The organism is Roseovarius sp. CAU 1744 (genome assembly GCF_039839345.1).
In the GTDB taxonomy this organism is placed as follows: domain Bacteria; phylum Pseudomonadota; class Alphaproteobacteria; order Rhodobacterales; family Rhodobacteraceae; genus Roseovarius.
In genome coordinates this window covers 46,218-70,881 of sequence record NZ_JBDOQV010000001.1, presented here as the reverse complement: position 1 = coordinate 70,881, position 24,664 = coordinate 46,218, and the positions used below count along the sequence as shown (strand labels likewise).

General features: G+C 63.3%; 25 protein-coding genes. 17 read left to right on the top strand and 8 right to left on the bottom strand.

What is annotated here, in order from left to right:
* Positions 1 to 12 precede the first annotated feature (12 nt).
* Together AAFO92_RS00385 and AAFO92_RS00380 are read right to left on the bottom strand one after the other, a co-directional pair.
* Positions 13 to 858: a fumarylacetoacetate hydrolase family protein gene (locus AAFO92_RS00385; RefSeq protein ID WP_347532448.1), complete on the bottom strand. Its 846-nt coding sequence runs from the start codon at positions 856 to 858 to the stop codon at positions 13 to 15.
* Between the two features lie 33 nt (positions 859 to 891).
* On the bottom strand, positions 892 to 1,578 hold the full coding sequence (locus tag AAFO92_RS00380) for a GntR family transcriptional regulator (protein ID WP_347532447.1): 687 nt from the start codon (positions 1,576 to 1,578) through the stop codon (positions 892 to 894).
* Between the two features lie 224 nt (positions 1,579 to 1,802).
* On the opposite strand from AAFO92_RS00380, the gene AAFO92_RS00375 reads away from it, so the two are divergent.
* The 10 genes from AAFO92_RS00375 (at position 1,803) to AAFO92_RS00330 (ending at position 11,503) form a co-directional block, all read left to right on the top strand.
* Positions 1,803 to 2,816, top strand: a complete 1,014-nt coding sequence (locus AAFO92_RS00375) for a TRAP transporter substrate-binding protein (RefSeq protein ID WP_347532446.1) — start codon at positions 1,803 to 1,805, stop codon at positions 2,814 to 2,816.
* A 106-nt stretch (positions 2,817 to 2,922) separates the two neighbouring features.
* On the top strand, positions 2,923 to 3,732 hold the full coding sequence (locus AAFO92_RS00370; protein ID WP_347532445.1) for a TRAP transporter small permease: 810 nt from the start codon (positions 2,923 to 2,925) through the stop codon (positions 3,730 to 3,732).
* Positions 3,733 to 5,361, top strand: a complete 1,629-nt coding sequence (locus AAFO92_RS00365; RefSeq protein WP_347532444.1) for a TRAP transporter large permease subunit — start codon at positions 3,733 to 3,735, stop codon at positions 5,359 to 5,361.
* Between the two features lie 77 nt (positions 5,362 to 5,438).
* Positions 5,439 to 6,380 (top strand): phytanoyl-CoA dioxygenase family protein, encoded by a 942-nt coding sequence (locus AAFO92_RS00360; protein ID WP_347532443.1) that lies wholly within the window; start codon positions 5,439 to 5,441, stop codon positions 6,378 to 6,380.
* A gap of 8 nt (positions 6,381 to 6,388) precedes the next feature.
* Complete coding sequence (locus AAFO92_RS00355) at positions 6,389 to 7,879, top strand: altronate dehydratase family protein (protein WP_347532442.1); 1,491 nt, start codon at positions 6,389 to 6,391, stop codon at positions 7,877 to 7,879.
* The gene (locus AAFO92_RS00350; RefSeq protein WP_347532441.1) at positions 7,879 to 8,178 is read left to right on the top strand and encodes a hypothetical protein; all 300 of its coding nucleotides are present in this window, start codon (positions 7,879 to 7,881) and stop codon (positions 8,176 to 8,178) included. Before AAFO92_RS00355 ends, AAFO92_RS00350 begins: the two co-directional genes overlap by 1 nt.
* Positions 8,075 to 8,941, top strand: coding sequence for a Gfo/Idh/MocA family oxidoreductase (locus tag AAFO92_RS00345; RefSeq protein ID WP_347532440.1), 867 nt, complete (start codon positions 8,075 to 8,077; stop codon positions 8,939 to 8,941). The genes AAFO92_RS00350 and AAFO92_RS00345 overlap by 104 nt, the downstream gene beginning before the upstream one ends.
* Positions 8,942 to 8,951: 10 nt before the next feature.
* A complete protein-coding gene (locus AAFO92_RS00340; protein ID WP_347532439.1) occupies positions 8,952 to 9,845 on the top strand; it encodes an NAD(P)-dependent oxidoreductase in 894 nt (297 codons plus the stop codon).
* On the top strand, positions 9,842 to 10,564 hold the full coding sequence (locus AAFO92_RS00335; protein WP_347532438.1) for an SDR family oxidoreductase: 723 nt from the start codon (positions 9,842 to 9,844) through the stop codon (positions 10,562 to 10,564). Before AAFO92_RS00340 ends, AAFO92_RS00335 begins: the two co-directional genes overlap by 4 nt.
* Positions 10,565 to 10,591: 27 nt before the next feature.
* Positions 10,592 to 11,503, top strand: a complete 912-nt coding sequence (locus AAFO92_RS00330) for a DMT family transporter (protein WP_347532437.1) — start codon at positions 10,592 to 10,594, stop codon at positions 11,501 to 11,503.
* On the opposite strand, the gene AAFO92_RS00325 is transcribed toward AAFO92_RS00330, so the two are convergent.
* The 3 genes from AAFO92_RS00325 to AAFO92_RS00315 are packed head-to-tail and all read right to left on the bottom strand — an operon-like array spanning position 11,491 to position 14,822.
* Complete coding sequence (locus tag AAFO92_RS00325; protein ID WP_347532436.1) at positions 11,491 to 12,291, bottom strand: NAD(P)-dependent oxidoreductase; 801 nt, start codon at positions 12,289 to 12,291, stop codon at positions 11,491 to 11,493. The genes AAFO92_RS00330 and AAFO92_RS00325 overlap by 13 nt on opposite strands.
* Before the next feature lie 3 nt (positions 12,292 to 12,294).
* Positions 12,295 to 13,029, bottom strand: coding sequence for an SDR family oxidoreductase (locus tag AAFO92_RS00320; RefSeq protein ID WP_347532435.1), 735 nt, complete (start codon positions 13,027 to 13,029; stop codon positions 12,295 to 12,297).
* Positions 13,030 to 13,040: 11 nt separating this feature from the next.
* Positions 13,041 to 14,822, bottom strand: a complete 1,782-nt coding sequence (locus tag AAFO92_RS00315; protein WP_347532434.1) for an IlvD/Edd family dehydratase — start codon at positions 14,820 to 14,822, stop codon at positions 13,041 to 13,043.
* Between the two features lie 215 nt (positions 14,823 to 15,037).
* On the opposite strand from AAFO92_RS00315, the gene AAFO92_RS00310 reads away from it, so the two are divergent.
* On the top strand, positions 15,038 to 15,739 hold the full coding sequence (locus AAFO92_RS00310; protein ID WP_347532433.1) for an RraA family protein: 702 nt from the start codon (positions 15,038 to 15,040) through the stop codon (positions 15,737 to 15,739).
* 216 nt (positions 15,740 to 15,955) lie between these two features.
* Here AAFO92_RS00310 and AAFO92_RS00305 read toward each other — a convergent pair whose 3' ends face one another.
* Genes AAFO92_RS00305 through AAFO92_RS00295 form a run of 3 tightly spaced genes read right to left on the bottom strand, consistent with a single transcriptional unit; the run spans position 15,956 to position 18,569 of the window.
* Positions 15,956 to 16,870 carry a phytanoyl-CoA dioxygenase family protein gene (locus AAFO92_RS00305; protein WP_347532432.1) on the bottom strand — a complete coding sequence of 305 codons (915 nt, stop codon included), beginning with the start codon at positions 16,868 to 16,870 and terminating at the stop codon, positions 15,956 to 15,958.
* Between the two features lie 3 nt (positions 16,871 to 16,873).
* The gene (locus tag AAFO92_RS00300) at positions 16,874 to 17,794 is read right to left on the bottom strand and encodes an NAD(P)-dependent oxidoreductase (RefSeq protein ID WP_347532431.1); all 921 of its coding nucleotides are present in this window, start codon (positions 17,792 to 17,794) and stop codon (positions 16,874 to 16,876) included.
* Between the two features lie 13 nt (positions 17,795 to 17,807).
* Positions 17,808 to 18,569: an SDR family oxidoreductase gene (locus AAFO92_RS00295; protein WP_347533343.1), complete on the bottom strand. Its 762-nt coding sequence runs from the start codon at positions 18,567 to 18,569 to the stop codon at positions 17,808 to 17,810.
* Positions 18,570 to 18,684: 115 nt separating this feature from the next.
* Here AAFO92_RS00295 and AAFO92_RS00290 point away from each other — a divergent pair, with 115 nt between their 5' ends.
* From AAFO92_RS00290 to AAFO92_RS00265, 6 genes are read left to right on the top strand one after another with little or no spacing between them, the layout of a single operon-like run.
* A complete protein-coding gene (locus AAFO92_RS00290; protein WP_347532430.1) occupies positions 18,685 to 19,722 on the top strand; it encodes an L-idonate 5-dehydrogenase in 1,038 nt (345 codons plus the stop codon).
* A complete protein-coding gene (locus AAFO92_RS00285) occupies positions 19,716 to 20,318 on the top strand; it encodes a LysE family translocator (protein WP_347532429.1) in 603 nt (200 codons plus the stop codon). Before AAFO92_RS00290 ends, AAFO92_RS00285 begins: the two co-directional genes overlap by 7 nt.
* 28 nt (positions 20,319 to 20,346) lie before the next feature.
* Positions 20,347 to 21,264, top strand: a complete 918-nt coding sequence (locus AAFO92_RS00280) for a dihydrodipicolinate synthase family protein (RefSeq protein ID WP_347532428.1) — start codon at positions 20,347 to 20,349, stop codon at positions 21,262 to 21,264.
* The gene (locus AAFO92_RS00275; RefSeq protein ID WP_347533342.1) at positions 21,264 to 22,652 is read left to right on the top strand and encodes an FAD-linked oxidase C-terminal domain-containing protein; all 1,389 of its coding nucleotides are present in this window, start codon (positions 21,264 to 21,266) and stop codon (positions 22,650 to 22,652) included. Before AAFO92_RS00280 ends, AAFO92_RS00275 begins: the two co-directional genes overlap by 1 nt.
* Positions 22,649 to 23,791: a fumarylacetoacetate hydrolase family protein gene (locus AAFO92_RS00270; RefSeq protein WP_347532427.1), complete on the top strand. Its 1,143-nt coding sequence runs from the start codon at positions 22,649 to 22,651 to the stop codon at positions 23,789 to 23,791. Before AAFO92_RS00275 ends, AAFO92_RS00270 begins: the two co-directional genes overlap by 4 nt.
* Positions 23,734 to 24,639: an SMP-30/gluconolactonase/LRE family protein gene (locus AAFO92_RS00265; RefSeq protein WP_347532426.1), complete on the top strand. Its 906-nt coding sequence runs from the start codon at positions 23,734 to 23,736 to the stop codon at positions 24,637 to 24,639. The genes AAFO92_RS00270 and AAFO92_RS00265 overlap by 58 nt, the downstream gene beginning before the upstream one ends.
* Positions 24,640 to 24,664: the final 25 nt, after the last annotated feature.

The following is a 24,664-nucleotide window of genomic DNA, read 5'->3' as shown; positions in this document are numbered from 1 at the left end:
GAGGACCGGACGCTATCGGGCGGCAACCGCCTCCTGCCGCTGGTTGCCCAGCCCCTCGACGCTGACCTCCATCACGTCGCCGGGTTGCAGGAAGCGTTGAGGCGACATGCCCATACCCACGCCCGAAGGTGTGCCAGTGGCGATGATATCACCCGGCTGCAGCATCATGAATTGGCTCATGTACGAGATGATCTCGGCCACACCGAAGATCATGTCGTCGGTGTTGGAATTCTGAACCAACTCGCCGTTCAGCGACAGGCTGAGGTCCAGCTTTTGCGGGTCATCCACCTCGTCGGCGGTAACAAGCCAGGGACCGGCGGGGCCGAATGTCGGCGCGGATTTGCCCTTGATCCACTGGCCGCCCCGTTCGATCTGGAAGGCACGTTCCGACACATCGTTGATGGTGCAATACCCGGCAACATGGCTCAGTGCGTCGGCTTCGCTGACATATAGCGTTTCGCGCCCGATGACGACGCCCAGCTCGACCTCCCAATCCGCCTTGGTGGACGTGCGCGGGATGACAACCGGATCAAACGGACCGGAAAGCGCAGAGCTGGCCTTGGAAAAGATGATCGGTTCCCTGGGCGGTTCCGCCCCGGTTTCCGCGGCGTGCTTGGCGTAGTTCAATCCAATGCACAAGAAATTCGGCACCGAGGCCAGGCAAGACCCGATCCGGCCCGGTTCGGCCACCACCGGCAGGCTGTTCACGTCTAGCCCGCGGATAGCGTCGAGCGCCGCAGGCGAGACCCCGGAACCGGCGAAATCCGCCGCCTTGCCCGATAGATCCCTCACCTGTCCCTCACTATCCAGAAGGCCGGGTTTTTCCTGGCCCTGCGGGCCAAAACGCAGAAGTTTCATGGAGTGTACATTCCCTAGTGATAGTGGCCGGGATCAGGCAGCCGGTTGATTTGTGGGTTCCGGAGGCAGATCCTCCTGACCGTGTTCGAAAAAGTCGCGCACGTTGATGACAAGATGCTCCAGGTGGCTGTGGAGATGTTGCTGGACCGCTTCCGTGTCGCGCGCACGCAGCCCGGCCACGATGGCATTGTGCTGGGCCAGAACCCGGTCGCGGGACCGTTTGCGGCTGGCCGACAGATAGCGCGCCCGCCATAGGCGCGCCAGGATGGCGCCGTGGGTTTCAACCAGCACCTGATTACCCGCGGCGCGCACGATGGCCTTGTGGAATTCCATGTCCAGTTCGAAGACATCGACCATGTCGAGATCGTCATATAGCTGTTCCATGCGGTTCTGAATATCGGCGATCTCCTGAAGCTGGGTATCGCAGGCGCGCTTCACGGCCAGCTCTCCGGAAAGCATTTCGAGTGCGGTCAGAACTTCGATGTTGTTTTCCACCTCCTGCAGGGTCAGTTCGGCCACGATCGGGCTGCGGGCGGGTCGCAGAATCACCAGGCCTTCTTTGGCGAGGATTCGGATTGCCTCGCGCATCGGTGTGCGGCTAACCCCCATTTCAGCAGCGTTGTCGCGCTCCTTGACCGAGGTGCCGGGCACCAGTTTGCCTCGCAGGATATCCCTGCGCAGCTGCGTGGCGATCTGTTCTGCCAGCGTATTTTCGGTCATCCGGTGTCTTCGCCCTGTCTGTTCGATCTTCACCGCCCCTTAAACAACGTGGTTGCGGGCATGTAAAACCGACTTTTCTGAAATTTGGTATACCAAAAATTGTTGATTGTCGAGGCGGCATTCGTTACCGTCCTGTCAGATGGTATACCATCAGTAACGCGCAACGGAGGATGCGCGACTATGAAAACCGGCGCTGCGCAGGCACCGCCAAGGGAGGAGAAAATATGAAGTTCAGCACCTTTTTCATGGCTGCGGGCGCCAGCGCGCTGATGGCCGCGACGGCAATGGCCGAACCGGTCACCCTGCGGGTTCAGACCCACTATGCAACCGAGCACCCGACCGGCAAGCAGCTGGCGGAATGGGCCGACGACGTGCAGGTCATGTCCGGCGGCGAGATCACCGTCGAGATGTTCTATTCGTCATCGGTCGTCGCCACGACCGAAACTTTCGACGCGGCGATCAACGGCATCGTCGATTGCGACGCCACCGGCGGCGCCTACCAGACCGGCAAGAACCCGGCCTTCCAGTTCGTCGGGGACATCATGGGCGGATATGAAACCCCGTGGCAGCAATACTCATGGCTCTATTACGGTGACGGCTATGCCGCGGCACAAGAACTCTATAACGCGCAGAACATGCAGTTGATCGGCTGGTCGATCTATGGCCAGGAATCGCTGTCGTCGTCGAAGCCGATTGCCGGTTTCGAAGACCTCAAGGGCTGGAAGTTCCGCTCGCCTCCGGGGATGGAAACCGAAATCTTCGAAAAGCTCGGCGCGTCGCCCATCGTGATGGACTTCACCGAGATCTTCACCGCGCTGGAAACCGGTATCATCGACGGTGCCGACGCCTCGGGCCTCTACAACAACGTTGGCCTTGGCCTCTATGACATCGTGAAACACGCCACCTATCCAGGGTTCCACTCGATGCCGTCGGACCACCTGTCGTGTAACCTTGACGTCTGGAACGGCCTGACCGAGCAGCAGCGCCGGATCATCGACACGGCCTGGCAGAAGGTCTCGTTCCAGATCGCCTTGTCGAACGAGTTGAACAACAACGCCGCCGCATCCGAACTGCAGACGCAGGGCGTGACCCTGCACGACTGGTCGCCGGAAGACCGGGCAGAGTTCCGCAAGGCCGCTCAGGCTGCGTGGGAAGACTGGGGCACGCGCTCGCCGGAAGCTGGCGCGATCCTGGCAAGCCACAAGGAATACATGAAGAAGCTGGGTTTGATCGACTAGCGCAAACCACGCTCTGATCTACGCAAAGCGATGGGCGGGCCCCGCATTGGGGCCTGCCCGCAGACCAAAAGACGGCGCAAATCCGTGAACGGTGGGGAGAACCAGCTTGGAAAAGGAAAGCGTGTGGCTTGGCAGGTTTCGACAGCCCGTTCGTATTGCGATGCTGGTATTTTCGGGGATCGTGGCGCTGCTTTATATATGGCTGGTCGTCAACCGACTCCTCTCCGACGAGGCCTTCGGGATGCACGAGATGATCCGCCCTTCGGGCCGGCCGATCGTCTGGGCGATGCTGATCTCTCTTGCGGGCGCGGTATTCTTCGCGTCGCTCTACCTGTCCGATTTCCACGGTGAGATCGAGAACGAACCCGAGGGATTTTTCGATTTCCTGTCGCTGATCACGTCGCGCATGGCGATGATCCTGACCGCGCTGATCGTGATCGTGATGTTCTACGAGGTGGTCTCGCGTTACGTGTTTTCGCGCCCGACCCTGTGGGCAAACGAATTGTCGCTCTGGATTGCCGCCTTCGTTTTCCTCTTCGCCGGTCAATACGCGATGCAGCAGCGCAGCCACATTCGCATCTACGTATTCTACGACATCATGCCCCGCTGGGCGCAGAAAGCCGCAGATGTCCTTTCAGTACTGCTGATCGTCGGGTTCACCTTCGCGCTGGTATGGGGAAACTATGCCGATGCCAAACGCCGGTTCCTGCGGCTTGAAACCTTCGGCACGGCCTGGGATCCGCCAATTCCTGGCATCGTCAAACCGGCAGTTCTGATCATCATCGTTCTGGTCGCCTTGCAGGCGGTGTCGAACCTGATCGCCGACTGGAACAAGCAACCGGAGCATCACTCACCGCTGGACGATATCGACGAGTCCGAGATCGAGCACATCCGCGAAACGCTGGAGAAGAAGTAGATGGAGTTCCTCGAGCTGTTCGCCTGGATGAAGGTCGGCGACGTTGCCACCCTGTCGATCCTGCTGCTCATCGGCATGTTCATTCTGCTGGCGATCGGGATGCCGCTTGGTTTCGCCTCGGCGTTTCTGGCCGTGGCGGTGATCGTGATGAAATTCGGGCCCGAGGCATCTTTCGGGCGCTTCGGCAGCGGGCCGATGTCGGTACTGGCGCAGGCCGTCTATCGGCAGATGACCAATTACGTGCTGATCTCGGTGCCACTCTTCATCTTCATGGCCTCGCTGCTGGAGCGTTCCGGCATCGCCAAGGAAATGTACGATTCGCTTAACCAGTGGCTGTCACGCACGCGGGGCGGAATCGCGATCGTTACCTCGATCATGGCCGTCATCATGGCGGCGATGTCGGGAATCATCGGCGGCGAAGTTGTTTTGCTGGGGCTGATCGCATTGCCGCAGATGCTGCGCCTTGGGTATAATCAGAACCTCGCCATCGGGACGATCTGCGCCTCGGGCTCGCTGGGTACGATGATCCCGCCCTCGATCGTCCTGATCTTCTACGGGCTGGTGACGGAAACCTCGATCAAGGCGCTGTTCACCGCCTCGTTCCTGCCGGGGTTCATGCTGGCGTCCTTCTTCATTCTCTACATCGTCATCCGCACCAATCTGAACCCCGAACTGGCGCCCCTGCCCGAGGAAGATCCGGACGCCCCCAAGGGGAGGCAGAAATTCCTGCTATTCGTCGGTTTTCTGTCGCGCTTCGCGTTGTGGATCACCGGGTTTCTGTTCCTCCGCGCCATGTTCTTCACCGCGACCGGGGAAAACGCGGTGCAGGAAGGGGTCGACCCGATCGCGCTCGGCATGGTGTCAGACATACCCTACATCGTTGGGGCCTTCGTGCTGGCGCTGATCCTGATCCTGTTCGTCGTGGGCCGGGAACGCGCGCGCGAGGGATGGGGCATGGGCAAGGGGCTGGTGCCGCCGATCATCGTGATCGGCGTGGTGTTGGGTTCGATCTACATGGGGATCACCGGGATTACCGAGGCCGCCGGCATGGGGGTCGTGGCGGTATTCCTCATCGGTCTGTTCCGTCGCGAAATGACGTTCGAAATCGTCTGGGACAGCCTGATGCGCACGCTTAAATCCACCGGCACGATCATCTGGGTCACGATCGGCGCGGCCTCGCTTGCCGCCGCCTACACGCTGGCGGGCGGACCCACCTACGTGGCCAACATGATCGTCGCTGCCGAGCTTCCCACAATGGGAATCATCCTGGTGATGATGGTGATCTTCCTGATCATGGGCATGTTCATGGACTGGATCGGCATCGTGCTGCTGATCATGCCGGTCTTCCTGCCCATCGTCCTCAAACTGCCGGTACAGGAGATCGGGGTCCTGGGCGAGCTGAACCCGCGCCACGTCGCGATCTGGTTCGGCGTGGTATTCTGTATGAACATGCAGGTCAGTTTCCTGTCGCCACCCTTCGGCCCAGCCGCGTTCTACCTGAAATCGGTGGCGCCGCCGCATATTTCACTGACGGCGATCTTCCGGGGTTTCCTGCCCTTCATCGTGCTGCAGCTTCTGGCGCTTTCCGTGCTGCTGATCTGGCCGCCCATCGTGACGCTATTCCTGTGATGCGCGGCCACTGACCACATCGCGAAGGGGGCGGGCGTCCGCCCCTTCTCAATTCAACCGCCGGTGAGAGGGACACCATGCTCGACCAGGCCCAGATCGACGCCTTCGCCCGCGACGGAGTGCTGGTTGTGCCGGACGTGTTGCCACCCGGCGTACTTGCATCGCTGCGCGCCGAATACGCCACGCTGCTCGATACGCTCTATGACGGCTGGCACCGGGCGGGCCGCGTACCAGCGCCCCAGAGCCGGGATTTCTGGGACAAGCTGCTGACCAGCTACAAGGCGGGCTGCGACTGGTTCCAACCGATGGATATCTCGCTGCCGGGGGACGCGATCACGGCCGACACGCCGTTTCACTTCGGCCCGGCCGTCTTTGACATGATCACCTGTGAACGACTGCTTGATCTGGTGGAATGCCTGATCGGCCCCGAGATCACCTCGAACCCGATCCAGCATGTGCGCCTGAAACCGCCGGCGCGCAAACTCCGCCCCGACGAGATCCGCGCCCATGTGGCGGGCACAGACTGGCATCAGGACCGGGCTGTCGCCCATGCCGAGGGGGACCGGACCGAAATGATTACCGTCTGGCTGGCGATCTCGGATGCAACCCGCGAAAACGGCTGTCTGCAGGCGATCCCCGGCACGCCGCGGATGTACCCGCATTGTCCAAGGCGGCAGACCGCCATCGCCGATGGCTGTCTGGACCTGTCCCGCGCCCGGCCCATGCCGGTCAGGGCCGGGGGTGCGGTGATATTCCATCCGCTGACGCCACATGCCTCGCTCGACAATCTCTCGGACCGGTTCCGCTGGTCCTTCGACATTCGTTACAATGTGACCGGACAGCCCACCGGCAGGGCGCATTTCCCCGAGTTTGTCGCCCGGTCGCGCGCCAAGCCCGAAACCGAGATGAAAGCCTGGCGCATCTGGCGCGACATGTGGGTCGCCGCTCGGGCGCGTCTTTCGGGCCAGCCGCATATTCCCATTCACCGTTGGCGGGCAGACAGCCCGGCCTGTGCCTGAGGCCGCCCATGAAAACCATCCGCTTGTCAGAGGCCGACAACGTGGTCACCGCGATCACCCAGCTTGCCCCGGGCGAGGCGGGCGCCGCCGAACTTATTCCGCGCGGTCACAAGCTGGCGACGCAGCCGATCAGCAAGGGAGACAAGGTGCGCAAATACGCTCAGGTGATCGGCTATGCCGCCAGCGACATCGCCGAGGGCGCCCATGTGCATACCCACAATCTGGAGTTCCGCTCGGTCGAAGCCGCATATGAATTCTCGACCAATGTGACCCCGGTGGCGACTGCGGCACAGGCCGATACGTTCATGGGCTACCGGCGCGCCTCGGGCCGGGTGGGCACGCGCAACTACATCGCGGTTCTGACCTCGGTGAATTGCTCGGCAACGGCAGCGCGGATGATCGCTGCCCATTTCTCGCCCGACCGGCTGGCGGCCTTTCCGAACGTGGACGGCGTGGTAGCCTTCGTTCACGGCACCGGCTGCGGCATGGCCGGGTCCGGCGACGGGTTCGAGGCCCTGCAGCGGGTGATGTGGGGCTATGCAAGGCACCCGAATGTGGGCGGCGTGCTGATGGCCGGGCTGGGCTGCGAGATGAACCAGATCGACTGGCTGGTCGAGGCTTTCGGGCTGGTGCCGGGCCCCCTGTTCCAGACCATGAACATCCAGGACGTGGGTGGCCTGCGCAAGACCGTCGAACTGGGGATTCGCAAGATCGAAGCGATGCTGCCGCTGGTCAATGACGTAGAGCGCCAGACATGCCCTGCCTTGGAACTGATGGTGGCCCTGCAATGCGGCGGATCGGATGCGTGGTCCGGCATTACCGCGAATCCTGCGGTGGGCTATGCCTGCGACCTTCTGGTGGCACAGGGCGGTACCGGTGTGCTGGCCGAGACGCCGGAAATCTACGGTGCCGAACATCTGCTGACCGCCCGCGCGGCCAATCGCGAGGTGGGCGACAGGTTGCTGGAGCTCATCCGCTGGTGGGAGGATTACACCGCCCGCAACCTGGGCAGCATGGATAACAACCCCAGCCCGGGCAACAAGAAGGGCGGACTGACCACGATCCTAGAAAAATCTCTGGGGGCGGCGGCCAAGGGGGGCACGACACCGCTGATGGGGGTCTACAAATATGCCGAGCCGGTGACTGCCCGGGGCTTCACCTTCATGGACAGCCCCGGATATGACCCGGCCAGCGTGACCGGCCAGATCGCCAGCGGCTGCAACCTGGTCGTGTTCACCACCGGGCGCGGTTCGGCCTTCGGTTCCAAGCCCGCGCCGACGCTGAAGATTGCCACCAATAGCGAAATGTTCCAGCGCATGGGTGACGACATGGATGTGAATGCCGGGCGCATCCTGACCGACGGCGCCAGCGTCGAGGAGGTCGGGCGCGAGATCTACCAGGCGTGGCTAAAGCTGGCCTCGGGCACAACATCGAAATCCGAGGCGCAGGGGTTGGGGGATTACGAATTCGTGCCCTGGCAGATCGGCGCGGTGATGTGATGGCCGCACCGCTGCCGCTGTGCATTGTCGGAGCTGGGTCGATCGGGATGCGCCATGTCGAGGTGGCGCAGGTTTCGGACCGCGTTCACCTGACCGCGGTGGTCGAGGCCGACGCCACGCGGGGTGCGGGGCTTGCGCGCGCGGGTCTGCCAGTGGTGGCCTCGCTGACCGATGTGCCCGCCGAGAGGCGCGGCGGTGATCGCCACACCGACCCCCGATCACCGGACAAGCGGAGAGGCCGCCTTGCGACGGGGCCTTGCGGTGTTGGTGGAAAAGCCGGTCGCCGCCACGCTGGATGACGCCCGCGCCCTGATCGCCGCGGCAGAGGCAGCCGCGCTGCCCCTGATCGTGGGTCATCACCGCCGCTGCCACCCGTTTGTCACGGCAGCCCGGCAGGCGGTGCAGGAACTGGGCGAACTGGTCGGGCTTCAGGGCATGTGGTGCCTGAGCAAACACACGGCCTACTATGAGCCCGAATGGCGCAGACAAGCAGGCGCGGGACCGCTGATGACCAATCTGAGCCATGAAATCGACCTGCTGCACTTTCTGATCGGAGGCATCAGTGAGGTCACTACGCTGACTTCCTCGGCCCGGCGCGGACTGGCAATCGAAGACACCGCCGCCATCGCGTTCCGGTTTGAAAATGGCACTCTGGGCTCGTTTCTGATTTCAGATGCCGGTGCGTCCCCCTGGAGTTTCGAAGCGGCGACGGGCGAGAATCCTGCAATCGCCATCTCTGGCAAGGATTACATCCGCATCGCCGGCACAGAGGGGGCAATGGAGTTTCCGTCGCTGACCCGCTGGGGCACGTCGGCAGCGGGCGAGGCCGACTGGTCAAAGCCGTTGCACTGCACATCAGGGCCCGGTTTACAGAAGGTCGACCCTCTGCTGGAGCAGGTGAACCGCTTTGCCGCCCTTGTGACCGGCAAGGATGACGACGTGTTATGTCGGGGCGCCGAAGGGATTGCGGCGCTGGAAATGACGCTGGCCGCCGCGCTGTCGGGCAAAACCGGCGGCCCGGTGCGGGCCGGTGCGGTACCGGGCGATTACAGAGGAACATGAGGAGGTTCGAATGACCAAACCAAAGATCGGATTTATCGGGCTCGGGCTGATGGGCCGCGCCATGGTCGAATGCCTGCAGGGTGCAGGCTATGACGTGACGGTACTGGGTAATCGCGATCGCACCGGGATCGAAGAGGCGCTATCCCGTGGCGGGCACGAGGCCGGGTCGGCGCGTGAGCTGGCGGAAAGCTGCGATATCGTCATGCTCTGCGTCGGCACGTCGGCCCAAGTCGAAGGACGGATCTATGGCGATGACGGCGTTCTGGCCGGAACGAAACCGGGCCAGGTGGTGATTGATTTCGGCACCTCGCTGCCCGCTTCGACACTGAAGATCGGCGATGATCTCGCAGCCAGGGGCGCGACCTATCTCGACGCGCCGCTGGGGCGCACGCCGGCCCATGCCAAGGACGGGCTGCTGAACATCATGTGTGCGGGGGATGAAGCCGCCTATGCGCAGGTCAAGCCGGTTCTGGACGTGGTCGGTGAAAACGTCTTTCACCTTGGCAAGCTGGGCAATGGCCACACGATCAAGCTTATCAACAATTTCTACGGCATGACGATCGCGGTCGCGATGTCCGAAGCTTTTGCCGCCGCCGATGCGGCTAAGATCAACCGGCAGACGCTCTATGATGTCATGTCGGCCGGGCCGCTGCGGTCTGGCATGATGGATTTTATCCGCAACTATGCGGTGGAGGGAAAGAACGATCTGGGTTTCGCCGTCGCGAATGCTGCAAAGGACGTGGGATATTACCGGCAGATGCTTGCGGATATGGGCCTGCAGAGCCGCATGTCGGGCGCCGCCGATGCTACCCTGCGGGAGGCCTGCGATGGCGGCGCTGGTGAAATCATGGTCCCGGAAATGGTGGACTGGATGGCACAGCATCTGGGGCGTGAACAACCATGAGGCTGGCAGGCAAACGCGCGTTCGTCACCGCGGCGGGGCAAGGGATCGGGAGGGCCAGCGCCGAGACGATGGCACGGGAAGGCGCGCATGTGATCGCCACCGACCTGAACGGCGATCTGCTGGCGGGGCTCGATGTAGTCGACAGTTTCGCGCTCGATGTGCTGGACAAGTCCGCGCTGGTAGAGGCGGTGACCGGGGCCCGGCCCGATATTCTGGTCAATTGTTCGGGCGTGGTGCATGCGGGCACGATCCTTGACGCCACCGATGAAGAGTTCGACTTTGCCATGAACCTGAACGTGCGGGCGCATTTCCATGCGTCCCAGGCGGTCATTCCGGGGATGGTCGAACGGGGGGGAGGGGCAATTGTGAATATCGCATCGGTCTGCTCAAGCCTGTGCGGGCTGCCCAACCGGTTCATCTACGGCACCTCCAAGGCGGCCACGATCGGGCTGACCAAACAGATCGCCGCCGACTACGTTACCCGCGGGATCCGCTGCAATGCGATCGCGCCCGGTACCGTCGACAGCCCGTCGCTGCATGAACGGCTGAAAGCCACGGGGGATTACGACGCGGCGATGACGGCATTCGTGGCCCGGCAGCCGATGGGCCGACTGGGCGAGGCGCAGGAGATTGCCGATCTGGTGGTGTATCTTGCAAGTGATGAAAGCCGGTATATGACCGGGCAGTGCCTGGCCATCGATGGTGGCATGACCCTGTAACCTGTAACCGGCCGCCGGAGAGACCCGTTGAGCGTACCCAGACCCCGCGAAGACCGTATCGCCGCCGGCGTGATGACCATGTTCTGCGCGGTGATCTTTTTCACCTGCATCGACACCTCGGCCAAGTGGCTGACGCTCACGGGCCTGCCGGTTCTGCAAGTGGTTTTTGCACGTTATTTCGGGCATTTCATCTATGCCGCGATCATCTACCTGCCGCAGGAAGGGCTTGATGCCTTTCGCTCGCACGCTCCGGTCAAGCAGTTCATCCGCTCACTCCTTCTGTTCGGCTCGACCATCTGCAATTTCATCGCGCTGCAATCGCTGCCGATCACCGTGACCACGACGATCATGTTCGCTGGTCCCATTGTCGTGACCCTCCTGGCAATTCCCATCCTGGGCGAAAAGGTCGGGCTGCGCCGGATCGCTGCGGTCTGCACCGGGTTCGTGGGCGTCCTGGTGGTGATCCAACCCTGGGGGGCAGAGTTCCATCCGGCGATGCTCTATTCGATTGCCGCGCTGGTGATCGCCTCGCTCTATTTCATTATGACGCGGATGCTTGCGGGGGTTGAAACCAATGCGACGCAACAGGTCTGGTCGGCGGGGCTGGCATCGCTCGTGCTTGCGCCCTTCGGCTGGGCAGTCTGGGTCTGGCCGGATAGCGGGCTGCAATGGCTGATCCTGTGCCTGATCGGCTTCTTCGGCATGACCGGCCACAGTCTTGCAACCATTGCGCATCGCTGGGCCGATGCATCCATCCTGGCCCCGATGATCTATAGCCAGATTTTCATGGCGGCCTTTGCGGGTATCGTGGTGTTTGCGACCTGGCCTACCATCTGGACCCTTGGCGGCGGCCTGATCATCATCGCGTCGGGGCTTTATATTTGGCACCGCGAGCGGCACGGCACGCAGCCAGTCGCGCGCGCCGATCAGTCCTCGTAATGCCCCGCTCTGGCAAATCCACCGCCCTGATAGACTACCGCCGGGTCGTTCGGATCCGGTGCCGGGTCATCCGCGAAAAGATGCGCGAACTGTGCTGAACTATCCTGCGGTTTCCAGCCGAGATAGGCGGTTTCGCCATTGTCCCACCAGCATTCCTCATTGTCCGAGACGCCATAGACGATCGGACATCCCAGCCGGGGGCATTCCAGCATCACGCCGATCAGACGCAGCAGGTCGGCAGCGGACATCCAGGTCGCCATCATTCGGCGGTCTTTGGGCCGGGGAAAACAGGATCCGATGCGCAGGATCAGGGTTTCGATCCCGTATTTGTCCCAGTACATCCGCGCCAGTGCCTCACCATAGGCTTTCGAAACGCCGTAATTGCTGTCGGGCCGGATGGCAGAGGATGCCGTCAGGCGCGTTTCGCGGTGGTGGAAGCCGATGACATGGTTCGAACTTGCAAAGAGAATGCGGCGGGCGCCTTCCTTTCGCGCGGCCTCGTAGAGGTGATAGGTGCCGTCGATATTGACCCGGTGGATCAGGTCGGCGCGGTTCTCGGTCGAGATGCCGCCGAAATGCAGGATTGCGTCGCACTCACGCACCATGTCACGCACGGCCTCGGGATCCGTCAGGTCGCAGGCCACGAATTCCTCGGGCGGTTTTGCCACCCCGATATCGGCGATGTCGGACAGCCGCACATGCGCGGCGAAATCGGTCAGCCCCGCCCGGATCTGCTGACCGATTGTCCCGGCGGCGCCCGTCATCAGAAGGCGGTTGATCTTGGGCATGGCTCAGCCCCGCCCGATATAGGGCATGGCCGTGGCCATGACCGTCATGAACTGTACGTTGGCATCCAGCGGCAGCCCGGCCATATGCAGCACCGAACTTGCGACATGGGTCACGTCGATCACCGGTTCCACCGCGACCGAGCCATCGGCCTGCGGCACACCCTGGGTCATCTTCGCGGCCATCTCGGTCAGCGCGTTGCCGATATCGATCTGACCGCAGGCGATGCCGAAGGGCCGGCCATCCAGGCTGAGGCTGCGGGTCAGGCCGGTGATCGCGTGTTTCGAGGCGGTATAAGGTGCCGAACCCCATCGGGGGACATGGGCCGAAACAGAACCATTGTTGATGATCCTCCCACCCTGCGGATCCTGATTGCGCATCAGGGCAAAAGCGGCACGGGCGCAGATGAAACTGCCGGTCAGGTTGATGTCGATCAGCCTGCGCCAGTCAGCGACGGAAATCTCGTCAACCGGCGCGCCGGGCAGGCTGACGCCCGCATTGTTGAAGATTGCATCGAGATGCCCCCATTCCCCGGCAGCCTTGCCAAACGCGGCCTCGACCTGGGTTTCGTCGGCCACGTCGCAGGGCAGGACCAGGGCGTTCGCGTTTCCGCCTGCCGTTTCCTCCAGCGGCCCGGCCCGGCGCCCGGCCAGCCCGACGCGCCACCCGGCACTCAGAAACGCATGGGCGGTCGCGCGGCCCACGCCGCCGCCGCCGCCGGTGATGATGATGGTCTTCATGGGCGTCTCCCTCAGTGATTGTCGCGCGGCAGATCGCGGCCGACTTTCTGATATGCAGTGGCCAGTTCAAGACAGCCGCCATTGGCAAGTTGCCCCACATGCGTACGGTAGATCTCCTGCCACGGGGTCTGGCTCCGGATTTCCGGTGCCTCCCAGGCGTCGATTCGGGCCTGCCATTCGGCCGCGTCGACCAGCGCGTTCATGGTCGAGGCATTTAGATCAAGCCGCACCCTGTCGCCGGTTTTCAGGTAGGCCAGCCCGCCGCCGACAACGCTTTCGGGCGAGGCGTTGAGGATCGAGGGGCTTTCCGACGTGCCGGACTGGCGGCCATCTCCGACCGTCGGCAGGTGATTGATGCCCTGGCGGATGATGGCGTCCGGCGGCTGCATGTTCACCACCTCGGCCGAGCCCGGATAGCCGACACAGCCGACACCGCGAATGAAGAGGATGGTGTGTTCGTCTATGCCAAGCGCGGAATCATTGATCCGGTCGTGGTAATCCTCGGGCCCCTCGAACACCACGGCGCGGGCCTCGAACACGCCTTCATTGCCGGGCTCCGACAGAAACCGCTGGCGGAAATCGTCCGAGATCACGCTGGTTTTCATCAGCGCCGAATCGAAAAGGTTGCCCGAGAGAACCTTGAAACCCGCGTTGGCCCGCAGCGGCGCGTCATAGGTGGTGATCACCTTCCGGTCCTGGCTTTCCCAGCCGTCCAGATTGGCGGTCATGTCTTTTCCGGTGGCCGTCATTGCATCGCCGTGGAGGCGCCCGGCCTTGGTCAGCTCTCCCATCACCGCCGGTACGCCGCCCGCCCGGTAAAAGCTTTCGCCCAGATATTCGCCCGCGGGCTGCATGTTGACCATCAGCGGTACGTCAAAGCCGATCGCCTCCCAATCCCTGACATCCAGATCGACACCGATATGGCGCGCGATGGCCTGCAGATGTGGCGGCGCGTTGGTCGACCCGCCGATGGCGGCATTGACGACAATGGCATTCTCGAACGCTTTGCGCGTCATGATGTCGGACGGTTTGAGGTCTTCGTGAACCATCCCGACGATCCGCTTGCCGGTCTCATAGGCCATTGCCATGCGTTCGCGGAACGGTGCCGGGATCGCCGAGTTGCCGGTCAGCGACATTCCCAGAGCCTCTGCCATGGCGTTCATCGTGCTGGCGGTGCCCATCGTGTTGCAATGGCCCAGACTGGGCGCGGATGAACAGACCCGGTTGATGAACTCTTCGTAGTCGATTTCACCCGCAGCCAGCAGACGGCGGCTTTCCCACACGATCATGCCCGACCCAGAGCGCTTGCCCTTCCACCAGCCATCCAGCATCGGCCCGCCATTCAGCGCGATTGCCGGCAGATCCACCGTTGCCGCGCCCATCAGCATCGCCGGCGTGGTCTTGTCGCAGCCCGTGGTCAACACCACGCCGTCAATCGGGTACCCGTGCAACACTTCGACAAGGCTCAGATATTGCAGGTTCCGGTCCAGCGCCGCCGTGGGCCGTTTGCCGGTTTCCTGGATCGGGTGGACGGGGAACTCCATCGGGATGCCGCCCGCCTCGCGGATACCGGCCTTGATCCGGTCCATCAGGAACACATGGATCTTGTTGCAAGGCGCGATATCCGACCCGGTTTGCCCGATACCGATGACGGGCCTGCCGCCCTGCAGTTCCTCGCGCGTGTATCCCTGGTTCTGATAGCGTTCGACGTAAAGCGCCGTCATGCCCGGATTGTTGGGATTGTCGAACCATTCCTGCGACCGGAATCGTTTGCCAGCACGGGTTTCTGCCATCGGATTGTCCTCCCTTTTGTCATGCGCCGCAGCCGCTCAGGCAAACGCCCCTTGTGACAGCATTCCCATTTGGTATACCAAATGCAAGGGCAAAGCTTGCCGATACCGGAGGCATCCGGGATATTATCGTGAAACAAAGGATGCCGCCGGCCTATCCGGCGCCTCAGAGCAGCCCGATGCCGCATCTCTGATGCCTTGGATACAGGAACCCTACCATGATCGAAGAACCACCCATTCTGACCCTGCGCCGGGATTTTCCGCGCCCCACCAGGGACCAGATCGATGCCTTCCGCGATGTTCCCACCGGCTTTGTCTGCGATGCGATGGGTGGACAGGGGGCGCTTGATGCCCGCATCGGACCCATCGGCAACGGTCGCGATATCGACTGTCGCGCCGTTGGCCCCGCGCTGGTTGCCGATAACGGGCCGGCCGAGATCCTGGGCACCATGGGCGCGTTGCATATCCTGGAGCCGGGCGATGTAATCGTGGCGGCGGTGCATGGTCACCGCAATTGCTCGGCCGCGGGCGATCAGTTTTGCGGGATGATGAAGAACAAGGGCGCGGCCGGTTTCGTGACCGACGGCGAGATGCGCGATTACGATGGCATCGTCGCGGCGGGCCTGCCCGCCTGGTGCACCGGGCTCAGCCCCAATTCGCCCTATTCCAATGGCCCCGCGCGGGTGGGGTTCGATGCCGTTATCGGTGGCCGCAGGGTGGTCAGCGGTGATCTGGTTGTCGCAGACCGCAACGGCGTGGTGGTGGTGCCACTGGCGGATATCGACAAGGTGATCGCACAACTGGCCCGCGTCCGTAACGCGGAGGAAGAACTGGAGACCAAGGTGCGAGACGGTTTCTGCCGGATGGACGCGATCGAAGAGATGATTGCCGATGGCCGCGCCGTTATCGAACAGAGCTGACGCTGCGGGCGAAACGGCCCATCAGTCAACCTCGAAACGCCCAAGAAAGTCCCGGTCCGGTGATACACCGCTCCCTGGCCTGTCGCGTATGGCCACATAGCCCGCGCTGAGGGTGGCCTGCCCCCGGATGCACGGCGGCGTGGTTGGACGCTGATCGCGATAGATTGTTCTTGTGCAAGCCGGCTTGCAGCACATGACCCCGTGCCGCGGTGATCGTCATGAGGTACGCCCGGATCCGGCGCTGGCAAAGGCGCTTTTGGCACCCGCCGATTCCTGGGTCCGGAAGATCGATCCGGTATCCGGCGCGGGCGGCAAGGGCATGGTGACGGGCACCTGTTCCAGTCGCGGCGCGAGACACGGGACGCCGGTGATCGTGCGGTCCTGCAGATCGTCCCAGAACCGGCGCTGTCCGAGGGCATGAAAATAGGAATTCGACCCCAGGATCGGCCAGGCGTCGGCGCGGGCGCATTCGTAGAACAGGATCATCCGCGCCCGGTCGCTCTTGTTCGGGGCCGAGCCGTGCAGGATGCGTGCATGATGCACCGTCATGCTGCCCGCCTTTCCCGTCAGGGTGACGGCCTTTTCTGGCTCGAACAACGGATCGTCGGGGTTGATGGCCCCGGCGAAAACCCCGTTGGCCGAATGATCGAGGATCGGGCCGCGATGACTGCCCGGGATCACCATCAGGGGGCCGTTCTGTTCGTCGACATCCTCCAGCATCAGGCCGAACGCCAACAGATCGTCATTCGTGTGGGGGTAAAAGGCCCAGTCCTGATGCCATTCCACCGCCCGCCCGCCGCCGGGGGCCTTGGTGTTGAGCTTCGAGGTCAGGAGCGTGGTATCGGGGCCCAGCAAGTCGTTCAGCACCTGTGTCATTGCCGAATTGCGCAACAGGTTCCAGTAGTAGGGATCCTGCTTATGCGGGATCTTGATCCGCGTGAGGCGCGGGCTGTCCGGCCCGTGCCCGGCATCGAGGTCATAGACATCGTTGCTTTCGCTTACCGTGCGCGATGCGTCGATCAGCCGTGCGGTAATCTCGCGCAGGCGGTTCAGCTGCGCGGGCGTCACCGCATTTTCGACCAGCAGATAGCCGTTTCCGGCGTAGAAGTCCCTTTGCGCCTGGCTCAGCATTGTTCAACGCTCCTTTTGCACCTCGTCTTCCATGTTCAGACCGTTAAGGCGGCCGACGTGATCCGACAGCATCGGCACGTAGTCCTGCCCTGCTCCTATCGCCTCGGCATGGGTGAAGTAATGACGCGCGGCGGCGGCCATCACGTTCATCACCCCGGCGTCGGTGGCCATCGCGTTCACGTAACGGATATCCTTGGACATGTTGGCGATGGTGAACTTGTGTGCTTCCCTGTCGCGGTCGCAGACATAGGTCATGAACGTGTCGAAGAAGCCGCTGCCCAGCCGGCTGGGGCCGATCACCTCGCGGAAGGTATGCGGCGAGATGCCGACCTTGGCGCCAAGCGCGGCGGTCTCGGAATAGAGCGCCGCATAGGCCGCGCCAAGGAAATTCATCAGCAGCTTCATCTTGTGACCCGCGCCCGTGGGCCCGACACGGGTGATCGTTCCGGCCCAGCACCCGATGACCGGTGACACCACTTCCAGATCGGCCTCGTCACATCCCACCATGGCGTCAAGCGTGCCGGCCTCGGCCTCTTTCGGGGTACGCCCGAGGGGCGCATCGACCATCTTTACGCCCTTTGCCGCCATTTCCCCGTTCAGGGCCATGGTCGATACCGGATCCGCGGTGGTCGTGTCGATGACGATCAACCCTTCGCGCGCGCCGGCAAGAATGCCGTCGGGGCCACGAATGACCGCCTCGACCTGGGGCGAATTGGACAGGCAGAGATGAATGATATCGCAGGCCGCCGCCATTTCCCTGGCGCTCGTTGCTTCCTTCGCGCCCATCGACACAAGGCTTTCGACCGGCGTGCGGTTGCGGTTGCCCATGACCCACAGATCGTAGCCGCCCTGCAGGATGTTCTTGGCCATGCCGTGCCCCATCAGGCCGACGCCGATGAAGCCGATTACTGGTTTGTCGCTCAATTCCGTTCCTCCTTCAAAGGCTTGCGGTGATGCCGCCATCGACGAAAAGCGTGTGACCGTTGACAAAGCTCGCCGCGTCCGAGGCCAGGAAAACACAGGCGCCCACCAGCTCCGCGACCTCGCCCCAGCGGCCCGCAGGCGTGCGCTTTTCCAACCAGGCTGAGAAATCCGGATCGGCGACCAGCGCGGCATTCAACGGCGTGTCGAAATAGCCCGGTGCGATGGCGTTGCAGTTCAATCCGTATTTCGCCCAGTCCGTCGCCATGCCCTTGGTCAGGTTGGCCACCGCGCCCTTGCTCGAGGTGTAGGGTGCGATCCCCGGCCGGGCGAGCTGTGCCTGCACGCTGGCGATGTTGATGATCTTGCCCGCCCCGCGTCCGATCATGTGCCGCGCCGCCGCCTGACCCACATAGAAGACCGAGTGGACATTCGTGCGCATCAGTCGGTCGAAGTCCTGGGCCTCGAAGGCCTCGAGCGGCGCGCGGTGCTGCATGCCGGCATTGTTGACCAGGATGTGGATCGGGCCGGTCTGCGCCTCGTAGCCGTCGATCGCCGCGCGTGCCGTTTCGGCATCGGTGACATCGAAGGGCAGCGTGTCCACTGCCGCGCCCTCGCGGCGCAGAGCCTTGGCAGCGTCCTCAAGCCGTTCTGCGTTGCGCGCGTTGATTACCAGCCGCGCCCCGGCCTGCGCCAGGCCCCGTGCCAGGGCCAGGCCGATGCCCATCGAAGCACCTGTCACCAGCGCCGTGCGGCCCGTCAGATCAAAGAGTTTCATCATTCCTCCCTGCGCAGGCATCCCCGGGCATTGACATTCGCGGCCGAACCCGCCTTGATAAAATGGTATACCATTTTTGCGGCGATGCAAGGTCAAGCCCGAAGGAGGCGCGGCGATGAAAGCGCTCTATGTCCATGCGGCGCAGGATTTGCGCCTTGAAGAGTGCGACGATACCGCACCCGGTCCGGGCCAGGTGCGCGTGCGGATGATCCGGGGCGGCATCTGCGGCTCGGACCTGCACTATTTCAATCACGGCGGGTTCGGCACCGTGCGCCTACGCGAGCCGATGATCCTCGGGCACGAGGTGGCAGGCGTGATCGACGCCCTTGGCGTCGGCGTTGACGGGCTGTCAGAGGGTGACATGGTGGCGGTATCCCCCTCGCGCCCCTGCGGCAGTTGCGGCGAATGCCTGCGCGGGCTGCCGAACCAGTGCCTGCACATGCGCTTCTACGGCTCGGCCATGCCGTTCCCGCATATCCAGGGGGCATTTCGCCAGACGCTCGTCGCGGACGCGGCGCAATGCGTGCCCGCCCTCGGACTTTCCGCTGCCGAAGCGGCCATGGCGGAACCGCTTTCCGTTGCCCTGCATGCGGTGCGGCGCGGCGGTGAAATGCTGGGCCGGCAGGTTCTGGTGACCGGCTGCGGCCCGATCGGCGTGCTGGTGATCCTGGCGGTACGGCGGGCCGGGGCCGCCCGGATCATCGCCACGGATATCGCCGAGAACGGGCTTGGCTTTGCCCGCGCGGCCGGGGCGGACGTAACCCTGAACACGGCCACGGACCCGGATGCGCTTGCGCCCTATACCAAGGACAAAGGCAGCCTTGACCTGCTGTTCGAATGTTCCGGCGCCGAAGCGGCGCTGGTCGGCGGCATCGCGGCGCTGCGCCCGCGCGGGACAGTGGTGCAGCTGGGCCTGTCGGGCGACATGCGCCTGCCGATGATGCAGATCACCGCCAAGGAATTGTCATTTTGCGGCTCGTTCCGGTTCCATGAGGAATTTGCCGTGGCCATCGCGCTGATGGAAAAGGGGCTGATCGATGTCAAACCCCTGATCACGCACAGCTTTCCCCTGCCGGATTACAACGCCGCCTTCGCCACGGCTTCGGACCGGTCGCAGGCCATGAAGGTGCAACTGGATTTTAGCCAATGCTGACCTTTGCCGCCGCCGTCCTGTTCCTGATCATCACGCCGGGGCCCGGAGTGATGACCACGGCGGGCTTCGGCGCGGCCTATGGTTTCTCACCCTCCCTGCGCTTTGTGCTTGGCCTCTTCATCGGCACCAACATGGTCATGCTGGCGGTGATGACCGGACTTGCGGCGATCATCCTGTCGACACCCTGGCTGCGGACGGTGCTGATGCTGGCCTCGGTGGGCTACCTGCTCTACCTCGCCGCACGGATCGCCTTTGCCGGGGCTCGGGTCGCCTTCATGCGCGCCAGACAGCCGCCCGGCATCACCGGCGGCGTCCTCTTGCAGGCGATCAACCCCAAGGCCTACGCAGTCAACACCTCGCTCATCACCGGGTTCAACTACGCGCCCGACGCCTTCCTGTTCGAGATGGTAACCAAAGCCGCCATCATCAACACGATCTGGATCCCGATTCACCTGGCATGGCTCTGGGCCGGGGTGTCGCTGCACCGGCTCGATTTGGCCGACCGCACGCAGCGGATGATCAATATCTTCATGGCACTGTCGATGCTGGGGGTTGTGGCTCTTGCGCTCTGGTCGGCAACGCGCGGTAGCGGATGAAGAGACCAACACGGAGGATGACGCGCCCATGACCCATTCCACCTATTCCGGCATCTGGCCCGTGGCCCCTACCCCGTTCCGGCCCGACGGCAGGATCGATGAAGAAGGGATGAAGCGTGTGCTCGATTGCATGATCGACCAGCAGGTAGACGGCATCTGCATCCTCGCCAATTTTTCCGAACAGTTCCTGATCTCCGATGACGAGCGCGAAACGCTGACCCGCCTGTCGCTGGAACACGTGGCGGGCCGGGTTCCGGTGATTGTCACCATCAGCCATTTCGCCACGCCGATCGTGGTGGAACGGGCGCAGTTCGCCAAGGATCTGGGGGCTGATTTCGTGATGATGATGCCGCCTTATCACGGTGCACTGCTCAAGGGCACGGCCCAGCAGACCCTTGAACAATTCCGCGCCGTGGGCGAGGTCGGCATTCCGATCATGTTGCAGGACGCGCCGCTGTCAGGTGTCGATTTGCCGGTACCCCTGCTGGTGCGCATGGCACAGGAGATCGAGCAACTGCGCCTCTTCAAGATCGAATGCCCCCAGGCCGCCGCCAAGCTGCGGGCACTGATTGCCGAGGGCGGCGCGGCCATCGAAGGTCCGTTCGATGGCGAAGAAGCGATCACCCTGCTTGCCGATCTCGATGCCGGGGCGACCGGCACGATGACAAGCGCCATGATCCCTGACCTGATCGGCCCGATCGTGCGCGATTTCCTGGCTGGAAAGCGGCAGGCGGCCATGGACGGTTATGCCCGCGTGCTGCCCGCGGTAAACCACGAAAACCGGCAATGCGGTTTCCGCGCGGCCAAGGCGGCCATGGTCGAGGGCGGCGTGATCGCCTCGGATTTCTGCCGCCATCCGATCCCGCCGCTGCATCCGGACACGCGGGCGTTGCTGATGGACCACTTGCAACCGCTCGACCCGTTGGTGCTGAGATGGGGGAAATGATGGTGATCGACGCGGCAATTCACGAATTGCAGGCGCTTCTGGGTGAACGGCTGGTGACGTCCGAGGCGGACCGGACCCAGCACGGGCGCAACGAAACCTATTATCCCGACACACCACCCGATGCGGTGGCCTATCCGGAAACCACGGCAGAGGTCTCGGCCATCTTGCGCATCTGCAACGCGCACCGGATTCCCGTGACGGCCTATGGCGCGGCAAGCAGCCTGGAAGGCCAGCATCTGGCGACAGCTGGCGGTCTCAGCCTCGACATGACAAGGATGAACCGCGTCTTGGGCGTAAGGGCCGAAGACCTCAACGCCACTGTCCAGCCGGGCATCACCCGCAAGCGCCTCAACGAAGAACTGCGGGCCACCGGCCTGTTCTTTCCGGTCGACCCCGGTGCGGATGCCACCCTCGGCGGGATGGCCGCGACGCGCGCCAGCGGCACCACCGCCGTGCGTTACGGTACCATGCGTGAAAATATCCTGGCGCTCGAGGCGGTAATGGCCGACGGCACGGTGATCCGCACCGGCAGCCAGGCGCGCAAGAGCGCCACCGGTTACGACCTGACCCATCTGCTGATCGGCTCCGAAGGCACGCTTGGCATCATCACCGAGCTGACATTGCGCCTGCAGGGCATCCCCGAGGCGATCACCGCCGCAACCTGTCGTTTCGCGTCCGTCGAAGATGCGGTGAACTGCGTCATTCTTACCATCCAATCCGGCCTTCCCATGGCCCGGATCGAGCTTCTGGATGAAATGATGGTCAGGGGGTTCAATGCCTACGCCAAAACCGACCTGCCCGTAATGCCGCATCTTTTCCTCGAATTTCACGGCAGCCCGGCGGCGGTGGCCGAACAGCGCACGGCCTTCGGAGAGATCGCTGCCGAGTTCGGTGCCGAAGGCTGGCAGACCGCCGACAGCACCGAGCACCGCAATGCGCTGTGGGAGGTGCGGCACAAGGCGCATTATGCCAGCGCGGCCTTGGGCACGGGCGGGCATATCTGGCCCACGGATGTCTGCGTGCCGATCTCGCGCCTGGCCGAGGCGGTGCGGCAGGCCCAGTCCGATGCCGTGCAGCGGGGGCTGACCGCCACGATCGTCGGCCATGTGGGCGACGGGAATTTTCACGTGGGCCTCAGCGTCGATCCCGGCAACGCCGCCGAAATGGAACAGGCCGAGGCGTTCACCAGCGCGCTGGCGAAGTCCGCGCTCCGCCTTGGCGGTACCGTTAGCGGCGAGCACGGCGTCGGTCTTGGCAAACAGAAATTCATGGACGATGAACACGGCGCTGCGCTGGACTACATGCGCATGGTCAAGGCCGGGTTCGATCCCAATAACATCCTCAACCCCGGCAAGCTGTTGCCCCCGCAACCCAGGAGCCCGAAATGATCCCTGCCGATGGAAATGCCCTGCTGGTCGGCCGCGTGTGGCGGCCCGGCGTCGGCCCGGCGCTGGTACGGCTGGACGATGACGCGGTGACGGACATCACTCACTGCCGGATACCCACGATGCAGGCGCTGCTGGAGACGGACGATCCCGCCGCCACGGCCCGTGCCGCACCGGGCGAGACTCTCTGCACCCTGGCCACGCTCGAGACCGCTTCAACCGAAACCGCGGGCGGGAATGATCTGCGCCTTCTCGCCCCGCCAGACCTGCAGGCGATCAAGGCCGCAGGTGTCACCTTTGCCGAAAGCATGGTCGAGCGGGTGATCGAGGAACAGGCAGCGGGCGATCCCGACCGGGCCGAGGCAATCCGCGCGCGCGTCAGCGCGGTGATCGGCGACAGCCTCTCGGGAATCGAACCGGGATCAGCGCAGGCGATGCAGGTCAAGACGGTTCTGCAGGAGGAAGGTCTCTGGTCGCAATATCTCGAAGTCGGCATCGGGCCGGATGCCGAAGTGTTCACCAAGTGCCAGCCCATGGCCGCCGTCGGGTCAGGCGCGGCGGTGGGGCTGCACCCGGTCTCCCGCTGGAACAACCCCGAACCCGAAATCGTTCTGGCGGCAAACGCAAAGGGCCGGGTCGTCGGCGCCACGCTTGGCAACGATGTCAACCTGCGCGATGTCGAGGGGCGTTCGGCGCTGTTGCTGGGCAAGGCCAAGGACAACAACGCCTCATGCGCCATCGGCCCGTTTCTGCGCCTGTTCGACAACAACTTCGGCATCAACGACATTCACAGGGCCGAACTGACCATGCAGGTCGTGGGGCAGGATGGCTTCGCACTCGACGGCCATTCCTCGATGACCAAGATCAGCCGCAAGCCCGAGGACATCGTCGGCCAGACCATCGGGCCGCATCACCAATACCCCGACGGCTTCTTTCTGTTTCTTGGCACGATGTTCGCCCCGGTGAAGGATCGCGACGGGGCCGGGCAGGGCTTTACCCATCACCCGGGTGACGTGGTGACAATCAGCGAGCCATCGCTGGGAAGTTTGCGCAATACCGTGCGGCTTTCCACAGAATGCCCACCGTGGGATTTCGGCACGGCCGCGCTGATGCGAAACCTTGCGGGACGGGGGCTCTTGTGAACGCGCCTGCGATCTTCGACGATACCCGGTGTGCCTTGGGGGAAGGCCCGCTGTGGCACCCCGGGCGCGGTCAGTTCTTCTGGTTCGATATAAATGCCCACCGGCTGTACACTCGCACCGGAGAGGACCGACAGATGTGGCAATTCGACGAACATGTCTCGGCCGCCGGGTGGGTTGACGATGACCGGCTCCTGGTCGCCTCGGAAACGGCGCTGATCGACTTCAATCTCGAAACCGGGAAGCGCCGCACGATCTGCGATCTTGAGGCGAAGAACCCGGTGACACGGTCGAATGACGGGCGCGCGGACCCATTTGGCGGGTTCTGGATCGGGACGATGGGCAAGAACAAGGAGCCGGGGGCCGGCGCGATCTATCGCTATTTCCGCGGTGAATTGCGGCGGCTGTTCGCGCCGTGGTCGATCCCCAACGCGATGTGCTTTGCCCCGGATGGTGCTTTTGCCTATCTGGCCGATACCCCGACCGGCCGCATCTGGCGGCAATCGCTGGATGATGAAGGCTGGCCCAAAGGCGAACCGGAACGGTTCCTGGATTTGCCAGCAGACCGCTACCGCCCGGACGGGGCGGTGGTGGATACGGGCGGAAACATGTGGTGCGCGCATTACGGGCATGGCAAGGTTACGGTATTTTCGCCCGCGGGCGAAGAATTGCAGCACTATGATTTTCCGGCGATACGGACCACCTGCCCTGCTTTTGGCGGATCCGACCTGCAGATGCTTTACGTGACCACTGCGCGGCTAGAGATGAACGACCCGACCGGGCAGGACGGGTGCACATACTGCCTGCGCGTCGACGCGAAAGGCCAGGAAGAACATCGGGTGATCTTGTGACCAGATCTTTCCTGGCCATAGGTGA